This is a genomic window from uncultured Agrococcus sp., from assembly GCF_945915485.1.
GTDB lineage: Bacteria > Actinomycetota > Actinomycetes > Actinomycetales > Microbacteriaceae > Agrococcus.
Genome location: NZ_CAMEFJ010000005.1, coordinates 14,217 through 40,279, shown reverse-complemented (window position 1 = coordinate 40,279; position 26,063 = coordinate 14,217). Strand labels below are relative to the sequence as shown.

The following is a 26,063-nucleotide window of genomic DNA, read 5'->3' as shown; positions in this document are numbered from 1 at the left end:
CGGGTTCCTTTCCTTGTCAGGTCACCACTCCACCGGCAGGTCCGATGGCTCCTCCGAGCTGGGTGGAATGCTGTAGTGGCGGATGAGTAGATTCACAATATCGTGAAAGAGCGGCGAGGCTCCCGTCGTGCGCATTTCCGGCGTCGGCCGATCGATCATGACGTGAATCACGTACTCCGGGTTGTCGGAAGACAGGACTCCCGTTGCCGAGATGATCCACTGGTCGGAGTCGTATCCGCTTCCGTCTGCGCGAGCAACCTCTGCCGTTCCCGTCTTCAGTGCGACGTTGTACCCCTCGATAACAGCGGTGTCGCGGCTGCCACCGGTTGCGACGCGTTCCATCATGGCCAGCAGCGAGTCCGCTGTCTCCGGTTCGATCACCTCCACGGGATCCGGTGCTTCGGGAACGATGACTTCGCCGTCGGCGGTCGTGCACGATTCCACGAGACGAAGCGCCGGGCGCATCCCGTCATTCGCGAACGGCAAGAACGAACTCGCCATCTGGATGGGCGTCACAGCGATGCCCTGGCCGAAGATCTGGTTCGCGCGGGTCTGCAGGTCGAGCGAACCGGGATCGTTCAGCGGAACCGCCTGCTCGCCGAGGAACTCGACGTTCGTCACCTGACCGAAGCCGAACAGATCCAGGTAGTTGTAGAGAACCTCACGGTCGAGATCATCGGCCATCATCACCATGCCGACGTTCGAGGAATGCACGAGGATGCCGGTCGAAGTCCAGCGCATCTCCGGGTGCCTGAACGAATCGTGCAGCGAGACGTCTCCGCGCCGGTACTCGTACGGTACGACGAATTCATCCGTCGGCGTCGCGATCCCCTGATCGATCATGGCGGCCATCGTGAGGGTTTTGAACGTGGACCCTGGCTCGTAGGCCTCCGTGAAACTGCGGGAGCCCCGATAGTCGGGGTCGACACCTATCGGATGGTTCGGATCGACGCTGGGCGTTTCAGCGACCGCGGCGATCGTGCCGTCCGCGCGGAGGACGATAGCTGTCGCTCCGCGAGCGCTGAAGTCCTCCGTGTACTGCGCCAGCACCTGCTGCATGGAATACTGCAGCCCACTGTCCACCGTGAGCTCAAGCGTTCCGCCGTCCTGCGGTAGTTCGTTGACACGCACCGTACCCGGAATCTCAGTCCCGTCCGCAGCCTGCTCGAACAGTCGGCTCCCGTCCTCGGGCGCAAGGCACGCATCCTCTATCAGCTCCATGCCCGCGAGCGGTTCGCCGTCGGAGCCTTCGAACCCGAGGATGTTGCCCCCGACGGATCCGAGCGGATACGTGCGCTCCGGCCGAGATTGCAGGATCATGTACGGCAGGTTCCAGTCGGAACGCAGAAGACGCACCTGCTCGAACTGGTCGACCGTCAAGCCGCTTGACAGTACGAGATAGTCGGACTCGGGGTTTCGCTCGAGCTCGTTCTGAATGGCCGTCGCCATGGCGTTCGGGTCTTGGCCCGTGATCTCCGCGAGACTTCGCAGGACCTGCCCCACGCTGACGACGGTGCCGTCCTCCAGCTCGACATCGCGGGTGTACTGAGGAGAAATCGTGACGTCCCAGCGGGCAACGCTCGTCGCCATGGTTTCGCCGTTGAAGTCGACGATGTCGCCACGTGCCCCGTACAGCGTCGTCGTCTGCGTGCGCCGCTCATCCGACTGCTCATTGAGTTCAGCGGCGCGCACGACCTGGATGTCGGTGAGACGGACGATGAAGACAAGCAGGAGGGCGGCGATCGAAATGCCCACGAAAAGGGTTCGCAAACGCACGGAGTTGCGAATATCGAAGGCCCTTCTTTTGGCCATGGCGCCTCTCTCGATTCGGTGCACGTCGCGATAGACGGTACTCCGGAACTCCCGTTACTCCTGGCTCGCCACGCCCTCGGCAGGGAGAAGCATGCCCGGATACCCGTCCGACTCGCGCTGTCGCTGGTCATCCATGGCCCGACCCTGGCGCGCTTCACGCAGTTCGTTCTCAGACATCACGAGTTCGTTCGGCACGGCAAGCCGGGAGCCGTCGGCGACGACGGATCCGTTCTCGACGTGCAATGCATCCGGGCCCGTCGTGACACTTCCGGTCGACAGCTCGATGAACTGGCGCTGATCACCGTTCTCCATCCCCAGTGCCTCCGCCGACATCGCGAGATGCTGCGGAGATTCGAGCGCGATGACCTGTTCTTGCAGCCCCTGCTGGGTACGTTCAGCCTGTGCCTGCTCGAGCTGCAGCGCGCGCAGCTCGTACGCGCCGTCGGAGAGGGCAACCGACATGATCAACTGCGCGACGACGATCGCGATGAGGCCCGAGAGCGCAACGACACCGTGCACGAGCTTCGGCCCGCGGCGAGGGGCGAGCCTGGGCAGTGCGGTGAACCGACGTCGCTCGTTCGGCCGCGACTCAGGCTGCTCGAGCGGCGTGACCGTCTTCTTGACTGCTGTGCTCATCGACGACTCCTAACGCCTACGCGCTGCGCTGCTCGCAAACGGGCGGGAATGGATCTCGGATTGCTGCTCTGCTCTTCTCCGGCGGCCCGCTCCGCACCGCGCGTGAGGAGCGTGAACTCTGCCGCGTACTCGGGAAGTTCGACCGGTAGGCCCGCGGGAGACGACGACGTTGTCGCGTCGCGAAGCACGCGCTTCACCATGCGGTCCTCGTGCGATTGGTACGACATGACGACGATGCGACCATCGACGGCCAACGCCTCGAGCGCTGCCGGAAGCGCTGTTTCGAGCACTTCGAGCTCGCGATTGACTGCGATTCGCAGCGCCTGGAACACGCGCTTGGCAGGATGCCCGGCGTTCTTGAGCCTGGCGGGCGTCGCATCCTGCAGGATATCGACGAGCTTCGCGCTCGAGTCGACAGGAGACTCCTGCCGAGCCGCCACGATGTGCTGGGCGTAGCGCAGAGCGAGTCGTTCGTCACCGTAATCGCGGAAGATCCTGGCGAGTTCGGCAGCGCTCCAGTCGGAGATGATGCGTTCTGCTGTCAGCTCGCCCGTCTGATCCATGCGCATATCGAGCGGTGCGTCCTTCGCGTAGGCGAATCCTCGATCGGCTTCGTCGAGCTGCAGGGACGAGACACCGAGGTCAAAGAGGATGCCTTCGACCGATTCGATGCCTGCGCTCTGCAGTGCGTGATCGAGTTCGTCGTATACCGCGTGCACGAGCGTGACACGGTCGCCGAAGCGCCCGAGCCGTTCGCCCGCGAGGCGAATCGCATCCGGGTCGCGATCGATACCGATCAGTTGCAAGCCCTCGAACCGCTCGAGCATCGCCTCCGAGTGCCCGCCCATCCCGAGCGTGGCATCGATCGCGATGGCGCCCGGGCGAGAGATCGCGGGAGCGAGGAGCTCGATGCAGCGATCGAGCATGACTGGTGTGTGCAGGTCACTGGTTGCCATAAGAACCGGCTTCCCGAATCCTGATCCTCATCCGCGCCGTGCCGCTGGGGAAGATGCTTCACGACGCAGCTGAGGGTCACAATCCGGGGTCAGAACACGCCGGGGATCACCTCCTCGGTCTGCGATGCGAATGCGCTCTCGCGCTCGGTGTAGTACGAGTTCCAGGTCTCGGTGTCCCAGATCTCAGCCCTGTCGCCCACGCCGATGACCGTGAGCTCCTTGGCCAGCCCCGCGTAATCGCGCAGGTTGGCGGGAATCGAGATGCGGTGCTGCGAATCGGGCGACTCGCTGGAAGCGCCGGATAGGAAGAGGCGCAGAAAGTCGCGTGCTCCCGCACTCGTCATGGGCGCCTGCCGGATGCGCTCGTGCACCCGTTCGAATTCAACCGCGCTGAAGACGTAGATGCAGCGCTCCTGCCCGCGGGTGAGCACGATGCCCGAGCCGAGCTGGTCGCGGAACTTGGCGGGAAGGATGATGCGGCCCTTGTCGTCGAGCTTCGGAGAGTGCGTGCCGAGGAACATCGCAGCCTCCCTTCCGCTTGCAGCCGATCCGATTTCCACCACTTTACTCCACTTTCTTCCCCGCTTGGTAGAAATGTGCGTTAATTCATGGGCTTTTGCCAGGAAAACACTGGTGGAGGGTTATCCCGTGAACCGACCAAGCCTGATGCTCTCACGTCTCCGTTGGCGTGAAAGCTTCTCGGTCGCTGGGCGACGACACGCCGTGACAACGAGTTTTCAACGCCAGGCGACCGAGAAGTTGACAAGCGTGCACAACGGGGCTTCTTGTCGAAGCATCGAGCGCTCGCGCAGCGGGCTAGTCACGTGGAGGGCCGTGGAGGATTACACCCGCGGGCACGAAAAAGGCCGGTTCCGAAGAACCGGCCTTACGTGTTTACGTTGTGGAGCGAAGTGGAGCGGACTGAACTAACGTTCTTGCCGCTTGTCCCACTCCTGGCTCATCTTGTCCATGAACGATGGTTTGTCACCCTGCTGCTTCGGCTTCCCGGAGCCCTTCTTGGCCGCATCGGCGGGCTTGGAGGCGCTCATCATCACGAGGATGCCCGCGACGGAGGCCGCGAATCCGATAACGCCGATGAACATGAGCTTCATGGCTACGCCGACGATGATGATGCCGAGGCCGGCAACCGCAAGCAGAAGGCCGATCGCGACTCGCGTGTAATCGACCGTGCGGGGGCCAGACGACACGGATACCGTGTCGGCCTCCTTCTTGTAGAGGTTGCGCTCCATCTCATCGAGTAGGCGCTGTTCCTCTTCTGACAGTGGCATCCAACTTCCAATCGCTCGGGTGTCCTGCTACTTCCATGATACCCCCGTGGCCCGCACAGTGCATACGCCCACGTAGACTCATAGGGTGTCCAGCACTAACCGGTTTTCCAAGCGCGTCAATGCAGCGCTCGCCGAGTTCATACGACAGCGCAGCACCGCAAGCGCGGAGATTTCCCCCGCGCTCGGCATTCTCAGCGAGGAGGCCCATGCACTCCTCCGAGGAGGTAAACGGGTTCGTGCCGGATTCGTGTATTGGGGATGGCAGTCGGTTGTCGCCGCTCGCGAAGAGGCCGACCACACGGCCGGCAGCGAAATCGACCCGGGATTTCCCGGAATCGTGAGCGTCGCCGCCGCCATCGAGCTGTTTCATGCTGCGGCTCTTGTGCACGACGACATCATCGATGACTCCGATACGAGGCGCGGCCGACCCTCGACGCACAGAGCCTTCGAACAGCTGCACCGTGAGTCCGAATGGGTCGGTGACGCGGGACGTTGGTCACGCTCCGCCGCGATCCTGCTGGGAGATCTGCTCCTGAACTGGGCCGATGACCTCGTGCTCACCACGACGAGGGAACTCGAGCACGGAGATGCCGCGCACGACGTGTACAGGCGGATGCGCGAGGAGGTCACACTAGGCCAGTTCCTCGATGTTCTGGAGGAGGTCGCGTGGATCCGCCAGGATCCCGCCGAGCTGCTGCAGCACGCCCAGACGGTCGCGATTCACAAGTCGGCGAAGTACTCGGTCATGGAGCCACTGCTACTGGGAGCGACGATCGCAGGTGCCAGTGAGGAACAGTTGCGCGCGTTGTCCGGCTACGGTCTCCCGATCGGCGTCGCCTTCCAGATGCGCGACGACCTGCTGGGCGTATTCGGCGATCCGTCCGTCACCGGCAAGCCCGCCGGCGACGATCTGCGTGAAGGCAAGCGCACCGTCCTGGTCGAGATCGCAAGGAGAAAGCTGCCCGCAAACGTTCGGGTGTTGCTCGACGAACTATTGGGCGATGACTCGCTCGATGACAGGCAGATCTCGATGCTGCAGGACGCGATTCGATCCTCTGGCGCGGTTGAGCGCGTCGAGCACATGATCGAACGCGCTGTCGGTCAAGCGCTCGAGTCGCTGCACGAAGGAGAGTTCTCCCGCTCGAGCGTTTTGGAGCTCGAGCGGCTTGCCAGCAGCGTTACCGATCGCGCCAGGTAGCGTTCTTAGGCGAGCGCCTGGGCGACCCTGCGGACTTCGGCTTTGCGGCCGGCGGCGAGCGCGTCGATGGGGGCGGCACCGAGCGACTCCTCCGTCTCGAGCAACCACCTGATAGCTTCGTCGTTCTCGAACCCCGCATCCAGCAGGAGCACGAAGGTGCCGCGGATGTCGTTACGCGGCTCGTCACCGTCGAGAAACGCTTCCGGAACCGACAATTGCCCGTTCCGCCGTACAGCAGGAAGCACGTGATCTTCGACGAGACGACGCAGCCTGCCACGCGGCAATCCTGTCCGCTCGCCGATGTCTTGCAGTGTCAGCCAGTTGCGCTCGGTCGTCACCATCTCATTGTGCCACGGTGTGCCCTCAGCGCAGGCCAAGGCGACGTCGCCTACACTCATGACGTGACTCAAGACATCCGTGATCCGCTGATCGGTCGACTCATCGACCATCGGTACACGGTGTCGAAGCGCGTCGCGCGTGGCGGGATGGCGACCGTGTACGCGGCGACCGACGAGCGTCTCGAACGCACGATCGCGCTGAAAGTCATGCATCCGCACCTTGCGGACGACGAGGATTTCCGCGACCGCTTCATCCAGGAGGCGAAGGCCGCGGCGCGGCTCACACACCCCAATCTGGTCAGTGTCTTCGACCAGGGAACCCAGGGGGATGTCGCTTACCTCGCGATGGAGTACGTCCCGTCGATGACGCTGCGCGACTACCTGCTGAAACACGGTGCGCTCACCCCCAAGCAATCGCTGCAGGTGACGGAAGCCGTTCTTGCGGGGCTCGCGGCTGCGCACAAGGCGGACCTCGTTCACCGCGACATCAAGCCGGAGAACATCCTGCTGGCCAACGACGGCCGCATCAAGATCGGCGACTTCGGGCTCGCTCGCGCGGCCTCGGCGAACACGGCAACGGGCAAGGCGCTGCTGGGCACGATCGCCTACCTCTCCCCCGAACTCGTGACACGCGGGCAAGCCGACAAGCGCAGCGACATCTACGCGGTCGGCATCATGCTCTTCGAGATGCTGACGGGCAAGCAGCCCTTCACGGGAGAGCAGCCGATGCAGATCGCGTACCAGCACGCGAACGAGCAAGTGCCCGCGCCGTCGACGATCGAGCCGGGCATCCCCCGCTCTCTGGATCTCATCGTGGAGTGGGCGACGCAGCGCGACCCCGAGCTGCGCCCCTCCGACGCCGGAGAATTCCTGAAGCACGTGCAGGATGTTCGCAGTGGTGGCATAACCGAGCAGCAGCAGACGCTGTTGCTGGCGACGGATACACAGGCGACGACGCGAGCCGTCGAGCGGGCGAGCACAGCGGAAGCGCCTGCCGTAATAGGAACCACGGAAGAACCGGGACCCGTCAGCGGTGCTCCCGGGACTTTGGTGAGGAAGACGACCGCTCGGCGTCGGCGCGGACTCGTCTGGCTCGCTGCGACACTCGTCATCGCTGTCACTCTGGGCATTACCGGCTGGTGGCTCAGTATCGGGCCAGGAGCCCGCATCGATCTGCCGGAGACCACGGGAGCCACGTACGAGCAGGCCGTCGAGATGCTCGCCGACGCGGGCCTCGAATCGACCCCCTTGCGTGAGGACGAACCGAACTACGATGTTCCGGCGGGCGAAGTGCTCGAAATGCGTCCGGGTGCGGGTTCGAGCATCCCGAAGGACGAAGTCGTCACGCTCGTTGTGTCCGCCGGTCGTCAGGATCTTCCTGCCCCCAACATCGTCGGTATGCAGGAAGATCAGGCGCAGACTGCGATCGAGGACGCCGGCTTCGTCTTCGACGATGACCTCGTCGACAGACGGTTCAACCGAGACGTCGAGCGCGGCTCCGTCGTCGTCGGCATGCTCGAAGAAGGCGAGACGTTCGAGCCCGAGACCGAGATAGAAGAGCGCACCGCGATGGGCTACATCCTCTCCCTCGGAGGGATTCCCGCCCAGGCCGGCCAGTCGCAGGAAGAAGCGACATCCGCACTGCACGACGTCAATCTCGAAGTCTCGATCGATACCGAGCACAGTCGCGATGTCGATGAGGGCGACGTCATAGAAGTGCAGGTCCCGGACAATCCGGTTCGGGAAGGCGACACGGTGACGCTCGTGATCTCGCTCGGTCCCCCGCTGATCGAAATACCCGACGTCTCGGATATGACGTTCCAGGAAGCAATCACCGAGCTGGAGGATCTGGGCTTCGACGTCGTGCCGGAAACCGACATTCAGGTCAGACGGCTGTGGGGCGCGTTCGGCGTCGAAAGCACCGACCCCGAGATCGGTACCGAAGTTCCTGAGGGCTCCACCATTACGGTCGTCGGCGAGCACTGAGAAGGGGCCGCGCAGGGCCCCCTCTCGTCGCGCCGCTACAGCGCGCGCAGCTCCTCGGCCACGAGGAAGGCGAGCTCGAGTGACTGCCTGTGGTTCAGGCGGGGGTCGCAGAGCGACTCGTAGCGGTTCTCGAGGTCGAGCTCCTCGATGCGCTCAGCCCCGCCGAGGCACTCGGTCACGTCGTCGCCCGTGAGCTCGACGTGCACACCGCCCGGGAACGTCCCCGCCTCGCGGTGGGCCTCGAAGAAGCCGCGCACCTCGTCGATGACATCGTCGAAGCGACGGGACTTGAACCCGTTCGCAGTCGTGATCCCGTTACCGTGCATGGGGTCGGTGATCCACAGCGGCTTCGAATCGAGATCCTTCGACGCTTCCAGCAGACCGGGGAGGACATCACGGATGCGACCCGCGCCCATCCGCGTGATGAACGTGAGACGACCGGGCTCGCGCTCTGGGTCGAGCTTGTCGACGAGCGCCTTCATCGTCTCGGGCGTCGTGGACGGCCCGAGCTTCACGCCGATCGGATTCCGGATGCGCGAGAAGAAGTCGACGTGCGCTCCGTCAAGTTCACGAGTGCGCTCGCCGATCCACTGGAAGTGACTCGACGTGTTGTAGGCGAGGCCCGTGCGCGAGTCGATGCGGGTCATGGGCCGTTCGTAATCCATGAGCAGGCCCTCGTGGCCGGTGAAGAACTCCACCGTCTTCATGTTCTTGAAGTCGGTGCCGGTGGCCTCCATGAACCGCAGTGCGCGCTCGATCTCGCCCGCCAGCGCTTCGTACCGTTCAAACGCGGTCGTGGCCGCGAATCCGCGGTTCCACTGGTGCACCTCGCGGATGTCGGCGAAACCACCGTTCGTGAAGGAACGCACGAGGTTCAGCGTCGAGGCGGCCATGTGGTAACCGTCCAGGATGCGTCGCGGGTTCGCTGTGCGCGACTCCTCCGTGAAGTCGAATCCGTTGACGACATCACCCCGGTATGCCGGCAGCGTGACGTCGCCGCGAGTTTCCGAATCGCTCGAGCGCGGCTTCGCGAACTGGCCGGCCATACGGCCCATCTTCACAACCGGCATCGCGGCGCCGTACGTGAGGACGATCGCCATCTGCAGGATCGTCTTGACCCGGTTGCGGATGTTGTCAGCCGTGGCTGCTGCGAAGGTCTCCGCGCAGTCGCCGCCCTGCAGCACGAATGCGTTGCCCTCTGCGGCTTCCGCGAGCCTGGAACGAAGTCTGTCGACCTCACCGGCGAACACGAGCGGCGGCTGCGTCGAGAGCTCGTTGCGAACCGCTTCTACTGCTGCTGCGTCGGGCCAGGCAGGCTGCTGCTTGATGGGGAGGTCGCGATAGGCGTCGAGGCCCGCTACTGTGCTCGAAGTATGGGTGACGGCCTGGAAATCGCTCATTGTGTTGTACTCCTCTCCAACCGCCTATCCTATCGGCGTCTGGAGCGCTTACGTGACCGTTTCGCCGCGTTACGCTCGGCCTCGACCTTCGCCTTTACGCTCGTCGCGTACACGTCGACGTACTCCTGCTCGCCGAGGCGGTTGATCTCGTACATGATCTCGTCGGTTATCGAGCGCAGAATGAATCGATCCCCCGTCATTCCGTAGTAGCGCGAGAAGTCGAGCGGCTTGCCGTAGATCACGCCCATGCGCGCCGCCCTCGGGAGTCGCTGCCCCGGTGGCATGACACGTTCGGTGTCGATGACGACGCACGGAACAACCGGGACCTGTCCTTCAAGCACCATGCGCGCGACGCCGGTTCGACCCCTGTACAGTTTGCCGTCGGGGCTGCGAGTTCCCTCGGGATAGATGCCGAGCACGTCACCCCTCCCCAGCACCTTCAGCGCCGTATTGAGGCTCGCTTCGCTCGCCTTGCCACCCGAGCGGTCGATGGGCAGCTGCCCAACTCCCTGCATGAACCACTTCGTGAACTTGCCGGTAATGCCGCGACCGGTGAAGTAGTCGGACTTGGCGAGGTAGTAGACGCGCCGTTCCATCACGAGCGGAGCGACGAACGAATCGATGACGCTCAGGTGATTGCCCGCGATGATCACGGGGCCGCTCTTCGGAATATTCTCTTCTCCGACAACCCATGGCCGAAACACGGTGTCGAAGTACGGTCCGACGATGCCGTGCTTCAAGAGCCAGTAGAACAAGTGGTTACCTCCCGCAGTAAAGCGTAGCGCCCGGTACATGACGCACCGTTAAGCACACTAGGATTATTAACAACCCCTCAAGCGCAAAGGAGCACTCGTGTCTGACAAGGACGTCCGCCCAGCCGTGGTGAAAGCCGATCCGAACGCCAACATTGCCGATCTGCTGAGGATTCGTGTAGAACAGTCGCCCAACGCCCCGCTCTTTGCCGTGCCTGAAGGCGATGGATGGCGTGACATCACCAGCGCGGAGTTCGAGCAGCGGGTTATCGCGGTTGCAAAAGGCTTGATCGCCGCCGGCGTGCAGCCCGGAGACCACGTCAGCCTCATGAGCAAGGTTCGCTACGAGTGGAGCGTCGTCGACTTCGCGATTCATTACGCCGGTGCGATCATGGTGCCGATCTACGAGACCAGCTCCCCTTCCCAGATGGAGTGGATCATCACCGACGGCGACACGCAGTGGGTCATCGTCGAGAACGACGAGCTCTCCGGCCGCTACAGCGACATCCCGGAAGCAAGCGTCGCGAACATCCGGCACGAGCCATGGATCATCGAGAACGGCGGGTTGGACGACCTCGCCGAGCTCGGCGCGGACGTCACCGACGATGAGGTCGAGCGACGCCGCACGAAGGCGGTCAGCACCGATATCGGTACGATCATCTACACCTCCGGTTCAACAGGGCGGCCGAAGGGCGTCGTGCTCACGCACGCGAATTTCGTAGAACTCTCCCGCAACGCAGCAGTCGACCTGAAAGAGGTCGTCGAGCCGGGCGCCTCAACGTTGCTTTTCGTTACCCTCGCCCACGTCTTCGCCCGGTTCATCTCGGTGCTCGCAGTGCACTCGGGTGTCAAGGTCGGGCACCAGCCCGACACGACGAAACTCGTGGAATCGCTGGGCACCTTCCAGCCGACCTTCCTGCTTGCCGTGCCTCGCGTATTCGAGAAGGTCTACAACGTTTCAGAGCAGAAGGCAGCTGCAGGCGGCAAGGACAAGATCTTCCGCAAGGCCGCCCACGTCGCGGTCGAGCACTCGAAGGCCCTCGATGCGGGCAAGGTTCCGTTCGGCCTGAAGATGCGTTTCAAGCTCTTCGACATTCTCGTCTACGGCAAGCTCAAGAAGGCCATGGGAGGACGCGTCAAGTACGCGGTTTCCGGCTCAGCACCGCTCGGTCTGTTCCTGGGGCATTTCTATCGCTCGCTGGGCATCCGTATCCTCGAAGGCTACGGCCTCACCGAAACCACGGCCCCGGTCTCGGTGAACGTGCCCGGCAACTTCAAGATCGGCACGGTCGGACCTGCGCTCCCCGGCACGGGGCTCCGCATTGCAGAGGACGGCGAGGTCGAGGCCAACGGCATTCCGGTCTTCAAGGAGTACTGGAATAACGCCGAGGAGACGCAGAAGGTCTTCACGGACGACGGCTGGTTCAAGACGGGAGACCTCGGCGAGATCGACAGCGAGGGATACCTGAAGATCACGGGCCGCAAGAAAGAACTCATCATCACTGCGGGCGGCAAGAACGTTTCACCGACGCAGATCGAGGACCCGATCCGCGCGAATCTTCTCGTCGATCAGGTCGTCGTCGTCGGTGAGCAGAAGCCGTACGTTTCGGCGCTCGTCACGCTGGATCGCGAAATGCTGCCGAAGTGGCTCGCGAACAACGGCATGGACGAGAACATGAGCATAGAAGACGCGATGACTCACGAAAGGATCATCGACGAATTGAAGGCTGCGGTCAACCGCGGCAACCAGGCGGTGTCTCGAGCCGAGTCCGTTCGTCGCTTCGTCATCCTGCCGGACGTCTTCACGGAAGCCTCGGGGCACCTGACGCCCAAGATGTCTATCAAGCGCGCCAACGTCGTGGCCGATTTCGCGGAGCAGATCGAAGCGATGTACGACAAGGAGACCCCTGCGGGCATCAGCATGGGCTGATCGCCCGCAACCCTAGAACCAGGGTGCGTTGCGAATGGCCTCCATAGCGCGCATCCTGGTCTCCTTGTCGAGTTCCATGATGTAGAGCCGACCGTCGAGGTGTGCGCACTCGTGCTGCAGCATCTGCGCGAACACTCCCTCGCCCTCAAGCTCGACACGATTGCCGTCGAGATCGGTGCCTTCGACTCGCGCCCACGGATATCTCGGGGTCATGAACCCCAAGTCCGGCACCGAAAGGCAGCCTTCGTCGATGGGCTCCGGCTCGCCGCGAGTTTCTACGAGGCGCGGATTCAGCACGTAACCGAGACGATTTTCGACCAGGTAGCTGAAAGCGCGAACGCCGACTCCTATCTGCGGCGCCGCAACGCCCGCGCGACCGGGCAGTTGCACAGTATCGAGCAGGTCGGTCACGAGATCGGCAAGCGCCGGGTCATCGAGTCGCGCCTCCTCGGACACCGAACGCAGTACGGGGTCGCCGAACACGCGGATCTCACGAACGCTCATGCCGTTCCTTCTGCCGCGAGAGCCTCTTCTGCCTGCAGCAACGCGTTCTCGACGACTTCCGTCAGCGCGGGATGCGGCCAGTATTGACCGCGGGCGAGCCCGTGCACCGTTTGCCCGTAGGACGCCGCCTGCACGAGTGGCTGCAGCAGAATGCTCGCCTGTGGCCCGAGAATGTGAGCTCCCAGCAGTGCCCCGTCACGACCGACGATGAGGCGCACGAAGGATGTCGTATCCTCCAACGCCCAGCCGTATGCGGTGGATCCGTACTCCTGCGTCACGACGACGGCATCCGCAGGAGCATTGCGGGCCTCTAGCCCGAAGTGCGCCACCTCCGGCCCCGCGAAGAGTGCTCCCGGCACGGGCTGCAACCTGTCGCGTTCATCCCGACCCGCGAGCTGCGCCTCGACAACGCGCGCCTGATGGTTGGCGACGTGCTTGAGCCCGAAGTGACTCGTGATGTCCCCCAGCGCGTAGACCCCCTCAACGGGAGTGCCATCATGCAGCACGCGCATCCGATCGTCGGTGACGACGCGGTTCGACTCGTCGGTATCGAAGCGGTCGGCGCCGATGCGATCCGTGTTCGGGATGCGCCCCGAAGCGTTCAGCACGACCGCAGACTCGACCGTTTCGCCATTGTCGAAGCGGGTGCGCAGCACATCTCCGTGCCGTTCGACGGATACGGGCGAGGCGTTCGTAATCAGCCGGTAGCGGTCGCCGGCGAGCTCCGTGAAGCGTTCACTCACAAGGTCGTCGTAGGCGCCCAGCACACGTGAACTTCTGCTCGCGATGGTCACGTCTGTGCCGAACCCGGCGAACACGTGGGCGAACTCGATGGCGACGGCACCCGCTCCGATGATCAGCATCGATGACGGCAGTTCATCGATGCGCATGACGGAGTCGCTCGTGAGGATGTCGCGCGGGTCGTGATCGCACGTGAGCGGGCGCGGCCGCGATCCCGCTGCCAGTACGACACGATCGGCCGTGAACTCTTCACCGGATGCCGTGACGATCGTGCGGTCGCCGGTCAGCGCGCTCGTCTCACGGACCAGGCGCGTCGTCTTGTCGCGCCAGGCCTCTCCGGAGAGCGAGACCTCGTTAATGCGGCCGAGAATGCGATCCTGCACCGCACGCCAGTCGGGATGCGGAACACTGCCGTCGAGCCCGAGCCCGGTGTGCTGCGCCTCGAGCACGATATCGGCGACGCGCACGAACATCTTGGTCGGGATGCAACCTGCGTTCAGACAGGTGCCCCCGAACCATTCGCCGTCGTCGAAGAGCGCTACGTCTCTCCCCTTCCAGGCCTTTCCGGGCACTGTGTTGCCGCTACCGGCCCCGAGAACGGCGAGCTCGACGTGTGGCATTACTTCTCCCCCTCCGCGATGACGGCGATCAGGTCGCCTGCCTCGACCTGCCTCGTACCGGTTATCGCAAGCCGTTCGACAATACCGGCGACCTGGGCCGTGATCGCGGCCTCCATCTTCATCGCCTCGATCGTAGCGACCGTGTCGCCGACTCCGACTGCGTCGCCCTGCTCGACCTGCACGGTGACGGCCCCAGCGAAAGGAGCGGGTACGTGACCGGGAATCGACGGGTCAGCGTGCTCCGTCGATTCCTCCACGACCTTGACGGATCGGTCGCGTACGTACACGGGGCGCAACTGGCCGTTGAGCACGGTCATAACCGTCACCATGCCGCTTTCATCCGGCTGCCCCATGGCTTCGAGCCCGACCCTCAGCGTGACGCCCTTGCCGATGCCGACCGAGTGCTCGTCGCCCTGCTGGATCCCGTAGAGGTAGTCGATCGTGTCGACGACGGACAGGTCTCCGTACGCCTCGACCGTCTTCTTGAAGTCACCGGTTGGCCCGGGGAAGAGCAGCTCGTTGAGCGCGTCTTGACGATCCTGGCCCGGCTCGCGCAGGCGTGCGCTCTGTTCGTCGGTGAGCTCCTGCATGGAAGACTTCACGGTACGCCCCTCCAGCACCTTCGAGCGGAACGGCTCGGGCCATCCGCCCGGCAGATCGCCGAGCTCGCCCGCCATGAACGAGATGACCGAGTCGGGAATATCGAACTTCCCGGGGTCGGCTTCGAACTCGGCGGGGTCGACACCCTGCGCGACGAGCTGCAGCGCAAGATCCCCGACGACCTTCGATGAAGGCGTCACCTTGGTCGGCCGGCCGAGGATGCGCGAGGCTTCGGCGTACCAGTTCTCGATGTCTTCGAAGCGGTCGGCAAGCCCGAGTGCTATCGCCTGCTGACGGAGATTCGAGAGCTGACCGCCCGGAATCTCGTGGTGGTACACGCGGCCGGTCGGTGCGGGCAGGCCGGACTCGAACGGGCGGTAGAGCCTGCGAACGGCCTCCCAGTAGGGCTCCAACTCCCCGACCGCCGCGAGGTCGAGCCCCGTGTCGCGAGGCGTGTTCGCGACGGCTGCGACGAGTGCGCTCAGGGACGGCTGGCTCGTCGTGCCCGACATCGCCGCACTCGCTACGTCGACCGCGTCGACGCCCGCTTCGGCCGCCGCGAGCAGGGTCGCGAGCTGTCCGCCGGCCGTGTCGTGCGTGTGCAGGTGCACGGGCAGGTCGAACCTGCTGCGCAGCGCAGCGACGAGCTTCGAAGCGGCTCCCGCTCGCAGCAGCCCTGCCATGTCCTTGATGGCGAGGATGTGCGCCCCGCCTGCAACGATCCGCTCGGCAAGTCTCAAGTAGTAGTCGAGGGTGTACAGGTCCTCGTTCGGGTTCAGCAGGTCGCCCGAGTAGCAGAGCGCTACCTCGGCAATCGAAGTTCCGGTTTCGAGTACCGCGTCGATGGCCGGGCGCATCTGCTCGACATCGTTGAGTGCGTCGAAGATGCGGAAGACGTCGATGCCGGTCTGCGCAGCTTCGTGTACGAACGCGCTCGTCACCTCGACCGGGTACGGCGTGTACCCGACCGTGTTGCGTCCGCGCAGCAGCATTTGCAGGTTCTGGTTGGGCATGGCCTCCCGCAGACGTGCAAGGCGCTCCCACGGGTCTTCACCGAGGAATCGCAGGGCGACATCGTATGTGGCCCCTCCCCACGCTTCGACGCTGAACAGTTCCGGCGTCATCCTGGAAACGTACGGGGCGACCGTTTCGAGATCCTTCGTGCGGATGCGCGTCGCCAGCAGTGACTGGTGCGCATCACGGAAGGTCGTGTCGGTGACGGCGAGGGCCTCCTGGTGGCGGAGCTCCTGAGCGAACGCGGCGGGCCCGACGACCTGCAGCCGCTGTCTGGCGCCCGCCGGTGCTGCAGCTTCCAGATCGATTTCCGGCAACTTGGTAACGGGGTTGATGACGCCGTTCGCCTCACCGTGCGGCTTGTTGACGGTGACGTCCGCAAGCCACGACAGCACCTTGGATGCCCGGTCTTTCGGTGGCTGGATCGTCGTGAGTTCCGGGTGCTCGTCGATGAAGTGCGTCGACACGTCACCGGCACGGAACTGCTCGTTCTCGAGCAGATTCAGCAGGAACGGGATGTTCGAAGCGACACCGCGGATGCGGAACTCGCTCACTGCGCGATGCGCACGGTGGATTGCCGCCTCCAGGTCACGTCCGCGGCAGGTCACCTTTGCGAGCATCGAGTCGAAGTGCGGGCTGATCTCTGCTCCGGGGTTGATCGTGCCGCCGTCGAGACGCACTCCGGCGCCGCCCGGCGAGCGGTATGCCGTGATGCGCCCCGTGTCAGGGCGAAACCCGTCTGCGGGGTTCTCCGTCGTGACGCGGCACTGCAACGCGGCTCCGTGCAACGTCAGGACGTCCTGCGTCAACCCCAGCTCTTCGAGACTTTCACCTGCCGCGATTCGGATCTGGGACTGCACGAGATCGACGTCCGTGACCTCCTCCGTCACGGTGTGCTCGACCTGGATGCGCGGATTCATTTCGATGAACACGTGCTCACCGGCCCTCTCGCCGGCCGTCTCCAGCAGGAATTCGACCGTGCCCGCATTCACGTAGCCGATCGACTCGGCGAACGCGACGGCATCCCGGTACAGCGCCTCGCGCACATCGTCGCCGAGATTCGGCGCCGGTGCGAGCTCGACGACCTTCTGGTGCCGCCGCTGCACCGAGCAGTCGCGTTCGAACAGGTGCACCGTGTTCTCGGCGGCGTCGGCCAGGATCTGCACTTCGATGTGTCGCGGACGCACGACCGCCTGCTCGATGAACATCGTGGCATCGCCGAATGCGCTGTCGGCCTCGCGCATCGCTGCTTCGAGCGCGGCCGCGAGTTCCTCACGACGCTCGACGAGTCGCATGCCGCGACCGCCTCCTCCCGCGACCGCTTTGCAGAAGACGGGGAAGCCGATGTCATCGGCACCTGCCAGCAGCGCATCCACATCTGTCGTCGCTTCTGTCGAACGCAGCACCGGAACGCCCGCGCTGATCGCGTGTTCTTTCGCCGTGACCTTGTTTCCAGCCATTGCCAAAACACGTGCTGGAGGGCCGACGAACACGATTCCCGCTTCCGCGGCAGCGGCAGCAAGCTTTGGATTCTCTGAGAGAAATCCGTAGCCGGGATAGATCGCGTCCGCCCCAGCGAGCTTCGCCACGCGGATGATCTCGTCGACGTCGAGATAGGCCCGAACCGGGTGCCCCGGTTCTCCTAACTGGTAGGCCTCGTCCGCCTTCTGCAGATGCAGGGAATAGCGGTCTTCGTGGGCGAACACGGCCACCGTTTTGATGCCCAGTTCATTGGCTGCACGAAACGCACGGATGGCGATCTCGCCTCGGTTCGCTACCAGGATTTTCTCGAACACGCTGCTCCTCACTGCTTAGTGCACGTCGCGGAACGAATTCCCCGCTATCGGCACGTGACGACGTCTCTCAAGAGTAGTCGCGCTAGGCTTTCTGTCGTGCACGTACTCTCAGTCAGTTCACTAAAAGGCGGCGTCGGTAAGACGACCGTGACACTTGGCCTTGCCTCCGCGGCGTTCGCGAAGGGTCTCCGCACCCTCGTGGTCGACCTGGATCCTCAGTCGGATGCATCCACCGGGATGGACATCGACATCTCCGGTCGCCTCAATGTCGCCGATGTGCTCGCGAACCCCAAGGAGAAGACCGTCCAGCAGGCCATCGTGCCTTCCGGCTGGACATCGGGCCACGGCGGCAAGATCGACGTTCTCATCGGCAGCCCGTCCGCGATCAACTTCGACGGACCCCATCCGACGCTGAAGGAGATCTGGCGCCTGGAGACCGCTCTCGCAACCGTCGAGTCGGAATACGACCTCGTGCTGATCGACTGTGCCCCGAGCCTGAACGCACTCACGCGTACCGCATGGGCGGCTTCCGATCGGGTTCTCGTCGTGACCGAGCCCGGGCTGTTCTCCGTCGCCGCCGCGGACCGCGCGCTGCGCGCCATTGAGGAGATCCGACGCGGTCTTTCGCAGCGTCTGCAGCCCGTCGGCATCGTTGTCAACCGCGCTCGCCCGCAGTCGCTCGAGCATCAGTACCGCGTGCAGGAGCTCAAGGACATGTTCGGGCCGCTCGTGCTCGACGTCGTTCTTCCCGAGCGCACATCGATGCAGCAGGCCCAGGGCGCGGCCAGACCGCTGCACGTGTGGCCCGGTGAGGGTGCCCAGGAAATGGCGGCCCAGTTCGATGAGCTGCTGCAGTACGTGCAGGATCACTTCCAGCAGGCGCCGACCGCGCCGGCGGGTGGCCGTGGCATGACTCCGACAGCGGGCAAGGACGCCTCCGCCGCCGCGCAGATCTCCGAGCTCGCGGAAGAACCTGACGCGGAAGACAAGAACTCCTAAAGTTCGCTTCCACCCGGGTTCTGCTCCGTCAACTTCTCGGTCTCCTGGCGTTGGGAGCGCGTTTTCACGGCGTGTCGTCGCCCAGCGACCGAGAAGTTTGCATTGCGTAAGCTCGGCAGAACGTATTGAAGGAGGCACCGTATTCGGCGCCTCCCCCAAGCTCTACGGCTCTACGAAGCTCGTGTCTTGCGAGCTCGCATCTCCGCTAGTTCATCGACCTGCATTTCAGCAGGTGTTGCATCGAGTTCGACCAGTTGCGACTCGACCTCGCGCAGAACGGTTCCGACGGCGATCCCGAAGACTCCCTGGCCACGACCCAGGAGGTCGATGACCTCGTCGCTGGAGGTGCACAGATAGACGCTCGCGCCGTCGGACATCAGCGTGATCTGCGCGAGATCGTGGAAGCCCGACTCGTGCAGCTGCTGAATGGCGACGCGGATCTGCTGCAGCGTGATGCCGGTATCGAGCAGTCGCTTGACGAGTTTGAGTACGAGGATGTCGCGGAAGGAGTACAGTCGCTGCGAGCCGGAGCCGTGCGCGGTCCGGATAGTCGGCTCGACGAGCCCAGTACGTGCCCAGTAGTCGAGCTGACGGTAGGTGATACCGGCGGCTTCGGCCGCGATCGCACCGCGGTACCCGCTTGCGTCTCGTTGATCTGGCAGGCCATCGGTGAACAGCATGCCGACGTCGATGCGGGTGCCTTCGAACTCTTCCACGGTCCATTCCTTCCGAACCTTCAAGTTGTTATTGAAGCTTCGTGTTCACTGTACGGAGCTTTTCGCGAAGCGGATGTGCGACACGCGGTGCTGCTCTCGCGAGCTCCCGGTGATTTCCTCCAGCCTACTCCGAACCTCCGACAGAGGCCAGGTTGAATTCCTCTTCGATCAGCACTCCGTTGACGGCAGCTCCCGTAAACGCGCCCGCGCCGATCACCATCGGCACGTTCGCCATGGGGTTCACGACGTTGCCGACCGCCCAAATGCGATCCAGGCTGGTCTTGCCGACCTGATCCACCGAAATAAGAGATCCCGCTCCGAACGGCGACTCCTCTCGTTCAAGGTTGAGCGTCGCCAGGAAGCCGTCGTGCGTTTGCACTGTCGGTGCCGTGAAGATCGCATCGATCGGCGTTGCGGCGCCGTCCGCGGTTGTCACAGCATTGATCGCCGTGCCATCGCCGACAACGCTCGTCACCTCTTGATCAATCACGACGACGCCCCTGCTGACGAGCCGCTCACGCACGTCGTCGTCTACGCCTCCCGCACCTGCGAACAGTGTTACGCGATCACTCCACTGGCGCACCATCTGCGCTTGATGCACTGCCATGGGCGATGTCGCAAGCACGCCGAGCCTTGCGTCCGCAACCTCCCAGCCGTGGCAGTACGGGCAGTGGAAGACGCTGATGCCCCAGCGCTCGGCGAGGCCGGGAATCTCGGGAAGGCGATCCGTTATGCCGGTGGCCACGATCAACGCGCGGGCCATATGCCGTTCCCCGCTTTCGAGCGACACCTCCACACCGTGCGCTGCGGCGTCGACCCCCGTGACTTCCGCATCGAGAAACTGTCCGCCGTACGACGCGACTTCCTCGCGCCCTCGCTGCACGAGCTCGCGAGGGGGCGTATTCTCATGACCGAGCACACCGTGCATGTGCGCTGCGAAGCGGTTACGCGGGCTACCCGCGTCGATGATCAGGACGCTACGGCGTGCACGGCCGAGCATGAGCGCGGCTGACAACCCCGCGGCCCCTCCTCCGACGACGATCGCATCCCACTGCTTGCTTTTCGAAAGATTCTGCATGGAACAAGTCTCGTTCTGAGATGACACATTGGCAAACCATTTTGCAATAATGGCAAGGTAAGCGATGTGTTGACGATGGGAGCTGCTGTGCACGACGAGTTGGCAGAGGTGGGCGCACGCCTTCGAACGGTGCGTTTGGCACGCGGTTGGACGCTGGACGATCTAGCATCCCGATCCGGGATGTCCGCGAGCACGCTCTCACGGTTGGAGTCAGGGAAACGGCAAGCAACACTCGGTCTGCTCCTCCCTCTCACCCGGCAACTGGGCGTTCGAATCGACGACCTCGTACGACCCCCGTCCACGGATCCGCGAGTGCGCAGACCGACGATCCGCCGCGACGGGCTCATCATCGCTCCTCTCGCGCCAGAAGACTCACCGATACACACGTACAAGATCACCTATCCCCCACTGCGCGAACTGCCCGATCTACGCGTGCACGACGGCTACGAGTGGGTGTACGTACTCACCGGTCGGTTACGACTTCGGCTCGGCGAGCAGGACGTCGTCATGGGGCGAGGCGAAGCGGCAGAGTTCGACACCGCGATCCCGCACGCGATGTCCGCTGCAGGCGGCAAGCCCGCATCCGTGCTGAGCATTTTCAACGACGCGGGGGCAAGGATGCACATCCACAGCCCCTCGGCCGTGCCCGGCGACGACTGAGAAAAGCCGGCATCCCCTTCTAACCGCGCTGTTCGAACAGCGGGTAGCTGAGCGGCACGTGCTCATCCATGGTGCGATTCGCCCAATCGTGCTGCGGCCATCCCTCCCATATGCGTTCGGCGGCTTCCTGCAGCGCTCGACGGTCGGCCATCTCGTCCAAACCCCTCACAACGTCGTTCTCGAGCGAGAATCGTCCTCCGACCATCACGCGGTCGATGTCGTCGTGCTCCGCGTAGTAGACGATCGTGCGGATGGGATCACGGCTCGGCATCATCGTGAGAGTGTCCGTCTTCCAGAACACCAAGTCCGCCTTCGCACCCTTCTGGATACGACCGAGGTCGGGCCTTCGCAACACATCCGCTGCGCGCACGGTTGCAGCGTCAAAGACATCTCTGGCTTCACCAGCATCCGCACGGTGCTCGAACACCTTCGTGATGATCGAGGCCCATCGCATCGACAGCAGCATCGACTGCGTCGTAGTGTCCGTTCCGAGGCACACATCAACGCCTTCTCGCTGATAGCTGTCGTAGGACTCCATGACGATGCCGTTGCGGGCGAACACCCAGGGGTTGTAGACGACTGTCGTGCCGGAGCGGGAGAGCAGCCCGAGATCATCACCGTGGAAATTCGTCCAGCTGGTGCCGGTGAGGAACAGTCCGTGACCGATCAGCGTCCGCTCGCTCAGGAATCCGATGTCGTCGAGCCACTCGATCGGCGTTCTGCCATGGCGTCGGGTCATCTCGTGGAATTCCGAATAGGACTGCGCGGCATGGATCTGCATCAGCAGGTCGTGCTCATCTGCTGCGGCGCGCGTGCTCCTCAGCAGCTCCTCGGAACACGTGTCAACCTGGGACGGGTTCAGGAATCCCGTCACCAGCGCATCACCCGACGCGTTGCGGTGCTGCAGCGCGAAGTTCAACGCACTTTCGAACGCGCCGCGACCATCATCGTCGAACCAGCGATACTCCACGTTCTTGCCGTCTGCTGTGTACCACTCCCCGGATCGATAGGACTCGCCGATGAACGCACGCAGGCCGATCTCTTCGCACTTCTTCGCAACATAGTCGCTCTCGACGCCCATCTGCATAACGGTCGTGGCTCCCGTGCGCAGGTGCTCCGCGATCGACACTCTGGTGCACGCGTGCATGTCATCGACGGTGAGCGCCTTCGCCCTGGGCGGGAGTATTTCGATGAGGTTGGTTCCCCAGAACTGCCGCTTCTCCATGTCCTCGGCAATGCCTTTGTCTGCCGGAGACTCCTGCATATGCGTGTGCATAGAGATAAACCCGGGGGCGATGATGCTGTTGGTGTGCTCCGTCCTGTCGGCACGCACCTCGCCGGGGCGGCCGACGTGCACGACGGTATCTCCCTCGACGACAATCGATCCGTTCCTCAGCAAGCGGTGTTCGCCATCCTGGAAGGCGATAACCCAGGGAGCGGTGTATTCAACAGTGGAATTCATGCGTTTTCACGTTCCTTTACGATTCGATGTACGAGCACCGCGCCGATCATGACCAGCACGGCGAGGCCGACAAGAATCAATACCGGGCCGAGCACGGCTCCTGTCGTCGCGGCGAGAATCGCAGCACCGACGGAGGGCAGAATGCCACCGAAGAGAATCGAAGCGATCTGATAGGCGAGCGAAATACCCGTGTACCGGGTTTCGGGAGCGAACGCCCGCCCGAGGAAGCCGGGGATGCACACCCACGCGCCCGCGCCCGCCGTCTGCGTCACGACCAGCATCAGACTGATCAGGACGTAATCGCCGGTCGCCACCACGAAGAAGTGCGGCGCCGCGAAGATGATCACGAGTACCGCTGAAATGATCAGCACCTTGCGCTCGCCGATTCTGTCGGCCATTGCGGCAACGATCGGGAAGGTGATGAAGCTGGAGGCCGCAGCAATGGTCTGCCCGATGAGCAAGGGTGAGCTCTCGAGGCCCTCGCCCTGTGTCGCGTACGACAAGAACAGGGTTCCCGTCACGTAGAAGCCACCGATTCCGTGGGCGACGAGCAACACTCCTGCGAGTACGGACTTCCATTCCTTCCGGAATACGTCGACGAACGGAAGCTTCCGCTTCTGCTGCTCGCCGACCGCCTTCTGGAACACCGGTGACTCCTCGAGCCGAACCCGCAGAATGAGCCCGACAACCACCAGCACACCCGCAAACCAGAACGGCACGCGCCATGCCCATGCCTCCAGAATGTCGTGTCCTCCCAGACCGACCAGCGCGAACATGCCCGATGACATCACGGTTCCTGCCGGAGAACCGAGCTGGGTGAAGGAACCGAAGAAGTTGACCCTTCCCTTCGGTGCGCTCTCGGTGGAAATCAGAGCGGCACCGCCCCACTCGCCCCCGATGGCAAACCCCTGAATCAATCGCAGCACGACGAGCGCACCCGGCGCCCAGAGTCCGATCTGGTCATAACTGGGAATGAAACCGATCAGGAAGGTTGCGATGCCCATGACCATGAGCGAGATGATCAGCGCTTTCTTGCGCCCCTGCCGATCACCGATATGGCCGATGACGATGGCACCGAGCGGACGGGCGAAAAATCCAACCCCGAACACCGCGAACGCCGCCATGGTTCCGATAAACGGATTCTCGTTCTCGGGAAAGAAGACCGTGCCGAACACCAGGGCCGAAGCCGTGGCATAGATGTAGAAATCGTAGAACTCGAGTGAAGTACCTACGAACGCGCCCGTTGCCGCCTTCCTCGCACGTCGCAGCTCATGTCCAGTAGGTCGAGAATCGGATGTAGTTTGCCGTGATGCCATGGTGCCTCGCTTCGCTCCGCATACCGCCGGAGTCGGTATTCATCGTTGAAGTGGCACCACGCTAACACATCATCCTCAAATGTGAGGAAGCAGCGTTTCAAAAATGATGAAGCGACTTATCGCTCAGTCTCCTCCTCGGCCCGCATGACCAGCGCGGCGAATTCAGATTCCGACAGCGCCGCGAGCCAATGGATCATCGTGTCGAAGTGCTCCGCGGTCAGTCGACGGCTCTCCTCCGCATCCCCGCGTATGATCGCCCGCACGATTGCCGCGTGCTCAGCGCTGGAACGGCTGCGCTCGCCGGCTCTGTGGGCCGCCGCCACGATCAGAGGCTCGAGCCTGTGCATCTCCGGGTACAGCGCTTCGGCGATCAAAGCGTACGGAGCGCTGTGCGTTGCTTTGCAGAGCAGCACGTGAAACTCAATCGCGTCCTTGGAGAAGTCCCCGCCGCACAACGAGTGGTCGTCGTATGCGGCTAAGTTCGTCAGCAATGCGAGATGGTCGCTGTCGTCGGAGCGGTCACATGCGAGCGTCGTCGCTTCGACTTCGATGATCTTCCTCAGTGAGAGGAGATCGATAAGTTCCGAACGATCGGCCTCGTCGAAAATATCGTCGATCAGCTGATTCCTGCGGCGGTGCTGCGAAGCTCGAACGAGCACGAGACGGGCGGTCTCGGTCAACCTCCGGCCACCACGCCCCACCGCCTCCGTGACACCCAGTTCATCGAGTCGAAGAAGCATCCTGGAGACCGTTGCCTGACTGAGACTCGCGCCGGTGTCCCGCAGATGCTGGTGAGCACGTGCCGCCCCGATCAGGCCGTCGGCGTTCAGCATGAATTCGGCAAGCGTGCGCTCATCCGTACTCATGAGGTCCCAGACTTGCCTTGAGGAATTCATCGCTGTCACGCCCCAAGTTTCTCACGGTCCGCTCTCTCAGCGGATTGACGCTGCTGGACGGCGTTGAGGAGAGCATGACGCATGCAGACGGCTAGGCTGGTGCGGTGGGCTCCCATGGATTCTCCGATACGGGTACGACCTGGATCGGCTATCGACGCGGGACAGGAAGGTATCGCAGAATCCAGTTGACGATGTTCCTTGCCGGCGTCGCAACCTTCGCACAGTTGTATGCCCCGCAGGCGGTCCTGCCGCAACTGGTCGAAGCCTTCGATATCTCCATCGCGGAGTCTTCCCTCGCAGTGTCCGCGGGAACACTGGGTGTCGCGGTCTCGGTGCTGCCGTGGTCGATCGTCGCCGATCGGATAGGACGAAAGCGCGTCATAGCGATTGCAGTGATCGCGGCAACGATTCTCGGCTTCCTCGTGACCCTCATGCCGACGTTCGAACTGCTCGTCGCCGTCCGTGTACTCGAGGGGCTCGCGCTCGGCGGAGTTCCGGCCGTCGCCGTCGCCTACCTCAATGAAGAGGTGCATCGACTCGACGCAGCGGCAGCGGTGGGTACGTTCATCGCCGGCAACACGATCGGCGGCCTCTCCGGCAGACTCATCGCGGGTCCGCTCGGTGAATTGACCGGCACGTGGCAGTCCGGCTTCCTCGCGGTATCCGGGCTCTCCGTTTTCGCGGCGCTCATGTTCGTACTGCTCACCCCGTCACCGCAGGGATTTCTTCCAGCGGGAAGGGATGCCGGGCTCGGCAGGGCGATCTCGTCTGCCTTCGGCAATGCGTTCCGCCACATGCGCGACCCGGTGCTGATCGGCCTGTACATTCAGCCGATGCTGTTGATGGGCGGTTTCGTCGCAATCTACAACTACCTCGGCTATCACCTCACGGAAGCACCGTTCGGGCTGCCCGTCTGGCTCGCCTCCATGGTCTTCCTCGCGTACCTCGCGGGCTCGATCTCCTCTCCCCTCGCGGGCAGACTCGCGGGGATGCGCGGCCGCAAGGGCGTGAAGCTCGGCTGCGATCTTCTCGCGTGCCTGGGGCTCGTATGGATGCTGGTACCCAACCTCGGGGTCGTGGTCTTCGGCCTCATCGTGTTCACGGCCGCATTCTTCGGCTCGCACTCCGTGGCCTCCGGCTGGGCCGGTTCGTACCCTCGACAGGGGCGCGCCCAATCGACCGCGCTCTACAATCTCTGGTACTACGCGGGCTCCAGTGTGTTCGGATTTCTCGGCGGGCTGTTCTTTCAGTGGGCGGGATGGAACGGCCTCGTGTTCATGGTCCTCGGGCTGATTCTGCTCGCGATGCTCGTTGGCGCCATCTTCCTGCCGCCCTCCAAACCGAAAGTTCGATTCCGTTAGGAG

The 26,063-nt window shown here is 63.4% G+C and carries 22 protein-coding genes and 1 pseudogene; 7 read left to right on the top strand and 16 right to left on the bottom strand.

Features of this window, described 5'->3' with window-relative positions; all coding sequences use genetic code 11:
* Positions 1-21: 21 nt before the first annotated feature.
* From Q0O95_RS01970 to Q0O95_RS01950, 5 genes are all read right to left on the bottom strand, one after another.
* On the bottom strand, positions 22-1,812 hold the full coding sequence (locus tag Q0O95_RS01970) for a penicillin-binding protein 2 (protein ID WP_293694789.1): 1,791 nt from the start codon (positions 1,810-1,812) through the stop codon (positions 22-24).
* 54 nt (positions 1,813-1,866) lie between these two features.
* A complete protein-coding gene (locus tag Q0O95_RS01965; protein ID WP_293694787.1) occupies positions 1,867-2,448 on the bottom strand; it encodes a hypothetical protein in 582 nt (193 codons plus the stop codon).
* Positions 2,445-3,404, bottom strand: a complete 960-nt coding sequence (gene rsmH / locus Q0O95_RS01960; RefSeq protein WP_293694785.1) for a 16S rRNA (cytosine(1402)-N(4))-methyltransferase RsmH — start codon at positions 3,402-3,404, stop codon at positions 2,445-2,447. The genes Q0O95_RS01965 and rsmH overlap by 4 nt, the downstream gene beginning before the upstream one ends.
* 89 nt (positions 3,405-3,493) lie before the next feature.
* Positions 3,494-3,925, bottom strand: a complete 432-nt coding sequence (gene mraZ / locus Q0O95_RS01955) for a division/cell wall cluster transcriptional repressor MraZ (protein ID WP_293694842.1) — start codon at positions 3,923-3,925, stop codon at positions 3,494-3,496.
* Positions 3,926-4,330: 405 nt separating this feature from the next.
* Positions 4,331-4,693 carry a DUF3040 domain-containing protein gene (locus Q0O95_RS01950; RefSeq protein WP_293694784.1) on the bottom strand — a complete coding sequence of 121 codons (363 nt, stop codon included), beginning with the start codon at positions 4,691-4,693 and terminating at the stop codon, positions 4,331-4,333.
* A gap of 85 nt (positions 4,694-4,778) precedes the next feature.
* On the opposite strand from Q0O95_RS01950, the gene Q0O95_RS01945 reads away from it, so the two are divergent.
* Entirely contained in the window at positions 4,779-5,891 is a 1,113-nt protein-coding gene (locus tag Q0O95_RS01945; protein WP_293694782.1) for a polyprenyl synthetase family protein, read from the top strand.
* Positions 5,892-5,896: 5 nt separating this feature from the next.
* On the opposite strand, the gene Q0O95_RS01940 is transcribed toward Q0O95_RS01945, so the two are convergent.
* A complete protein-coding gene (locus Q0O95_RS01940) occupies positions 5,897-6,289 on the bottom strand; it encodes an Rv2175c family DNA-binding protein (protein ID WP_366516427.1) in 393 nt (130 codons plus the stop codon).
* Positions 6,290-6,292: 3 nt separating this feature from the next.
* On the opposite strand from Q0O95_RS01940, the gene pknB reads away from it, so the two are divergent.
* Positions 6,293-8,215: a Stk1 family PASTA domain-containing Ser/Thr kinase gene (gene pknB / locus Q0O95_RS01935; RefSeq protein WP_293694780.1), complete on the top strand. Its 1,923-nt coding sequence runs from the start codon at positions 6,293-6,295 to the stop codon at positions 8,213-8,215.
* Between the two features lie 35 nt (positions 8,216-8,250).
* Here pknB and Q0O95_RS01930 read toward each other — a convergent pair whose 3' ends face one another.
* Both Q0O95_RS01930 and Q0O95_RS01925 read right to left on the bottom strand, forming a co-directional pair.
* The gene (locus Q0O95_RS01930) at positions 8,251-9,615 is read right to left on the bottom strand and encodes a class II 3-deoxy-7-phosphoheptulonate synthase (protein WP_293694778.1); all 1,365 of its coding nucleotides are present in this window, start codon (positions 9,613-9,615) and stop codon (positions 8,251-8,253) included.
* A gap of 29 nt (positions 9,616-9,644) precedes the next feature.
* Positions 9,645-10,370: a 1-acyl-sn-glycerol-3-phosphate acyltransferase gene (locus Q0O95_RS01925; protein WP_293694839.1), complete on the bottom strand. Its 726-nt coding sequence runs from the start codon at positions 10,368-10,370 to the stop codon at positions 9,645-9,647.
* A gap of 97 nt (positions 10,371-10,467) precedes the next feature.
* On the opposite strand from Q0O95_RS01925, the gene Q0O95_RS01920 reads away from it, so the two are divergent.
* On the top strand, positions 10,468-12,297 hold the full coding sequence (locus Q0O95_RS01920) for a long-chain fatty acid--CoA ligase (RefSeq protein ID WP_293694776.1): 1,830 nt from the start codon (positions 10,468-10,470) through the stop codon (positions 12,295-12,297).
* 12 nt (positions 12,298-12,309) lie between these two features.
* Here the strand turns inward: Q0O95_RS01920 and Q0O95_RS01915 are convergent, their stop codons facing one another.
* Genes Q0O95_RS01915 through Q0O95_RS01905 form a run of 3 tightly spaced genes read right to left on the bottom strand, consistent with a single transcriptional unit; the run spans position 12,310 to position 17,572 of the window.
* Positions 12,310-12,801: a peptide deformylase gene (locus tag Q0O95_RS01915; RefSeq protein WP_293694775.1), complete on the bottom strand. Its 492-nt coding sequence runs from the start codon at positions 12,799-12,801 to the stop codon at positions 12,310-12,312.
* Positions 12,798-14,162 (bottom strand): FAD-dependent oxidoreductase, encoded by a 1,365-nt coding sequence (locus Q0O95_RS01910; protein ID WP_293694773.1) that lies wholly within the window; start codon positions 14,160-14,162, stop codon positions 12,798-12,800. Before Q0O95_RS01910 ends, Q0O95_RS01915 begins: the two co-directional genes overlap by 4 nt.
* Positions 14,162-17,572 carry a pyruvate carboxylase gene (locus Q0O95_RS01905; protein WP_293694771.1) on the bottom strand — a complete coding sequence of 1,137 codons (3,411 nt, stop codon included), beginning with the start codon at positions 17,570-17,572 and terminating at the stop codon, positions 14,162-14,164. Before Q0O95_RS01905 ends, Q0O95_RS01910 begins: the two co-directional genes overlap by 1 nt.
* 96 nt (positions 17,573-17,668) lie before the next feature.
* Here Q0O95_RS01905 and Q0O95_RS01900 point away from each other — a divergent pair, with 96 nt between their 5' ends.
* Complete coding sequence (locus Q0O95_RS01900) at positions 17,669-18,571, top strand: ParA family protein (RefSeq protein ID WP_293694770.1); 903 nt, start codon at positions 17,669-17,671, stop codon at positions 18,569-18,571.
* A gap of 170 nt (positions 18,572-18,741) precedes the next feature.
* Here Q0O95_RS01900 and Q0O95_RS01895 read toward each other — a convergent pair whose 3' ends face one another.
* Complete coding sequence (locus Q0O95_RS01895; RefSeq protein ID WP_293694837.1) at positions 18,742-19,251, bottom strand: MerR family transcriptional regulator; 510 nt, start codon at positions 19,249-19,251, stop codon at positions 18,742-18,744.
* A gap of 160 nt (positions 19,252-19,411) precedes the next feature.
* Positions 19,412-20,365: an NAD(P)/FAD-dependent oxidoreductase gene (locus tag Q0O95_RS01890; protein ID WP_293694768.1), complete on the bottom strand. Its 954-nt coding sequence runs from the start codon at positions 20,363-20,365 to the stop codon at positions 19,412-19,414.
* Between the two features lie 75 nt (positions 20,366-20,440).
* Between Q0O95_RS01890 and Q0O95_RS14065 the strand changes: the two are divergent.
* Together Q0O95_RS14065 and Q0O95_RS14060 are read left to right on the top strand one after the other, a co-directional pair.
* A pseudogene (locus Q0O95_RS14065) lies at positions 20,441-20,641 on the top strand (helix-turn-helix transcriptional regulator); the annotation flags it as partial.
* 36 nt (positions 20,642-20,677) lie between these two features.
* Positions 20,678-21,025: a cupin domain-containing protein gene (locus Q0O95_RS14060; RefSeq protein WP_366516429.1), complete on the top strand. Its 348-nt coding sequence runs from the start codon at positions 20,678-20,680 to the stop codon at positions 21,023-21,025.
* A gap of 19 nt (positions 21,026-21,044) precedes the next feature.
* Here Q0O95_RS14060 and Q0O95_RS01880 read toward each other — a convergent pair whose 3' ends face one another.
* From Q0O95_RS01880 to Q0O95_RS01870, 3 genes are all read right to left on the bottom strand, one after another.
* Positions 21,045-22,487, bottom strand: a complete 1,443-nt coding sequence (locus tag Q0O95_RS01880) for an amidohydrolase family protein (RefSeq protein WP_293694766.1) — start codon at positions 22,485-22,487, stop codon at positions 21,045-21,047.
* Positions 22,484-23,803, bottom strand: a complete 1,320-nt coding sequence (locus Q0O95_RS01875; protein WP_293694764.1) for an MFS transporter — start codon at positions 23,801-23,803, stop codon at positions 22,484-22,486. The genes Q0O95_RS01880 and Q0O95_RS01875 overlap by 4 nt, the downstream gene beginning before the upstream one ends.
* A gap of 116 nt (positions 23,804-23,919) precedes the next feature.
* Entirely contained in the window at positions 23,920-24,669 is a 750-nt protein-coding gene (locus tag Q0O95_RS01870) for an FCD domain-containing protein (RefSeq protein WP_293694762.1), read from the bottom strand.
* A gap of 134 nt (positions 24,670-24,803) precedes the next feature.
* Between Q0O95_RS01870 and Q0O95_RS01865 the strand changes: the two genes are divergently transcribed.
* On the top strand, positions 24,804-26,060 hold the full coding sequence (locus Q0O95_RS01865) for an MFS transporter (protein ID WP_293694761.1): 1,257 nt from the start codon (positions 24,804-24,806) through the stop codon (positions 26,058-26,060).
* The last annotated feature ends 3 nt before the right edge of the window (positions 26,061-26,063 follow it).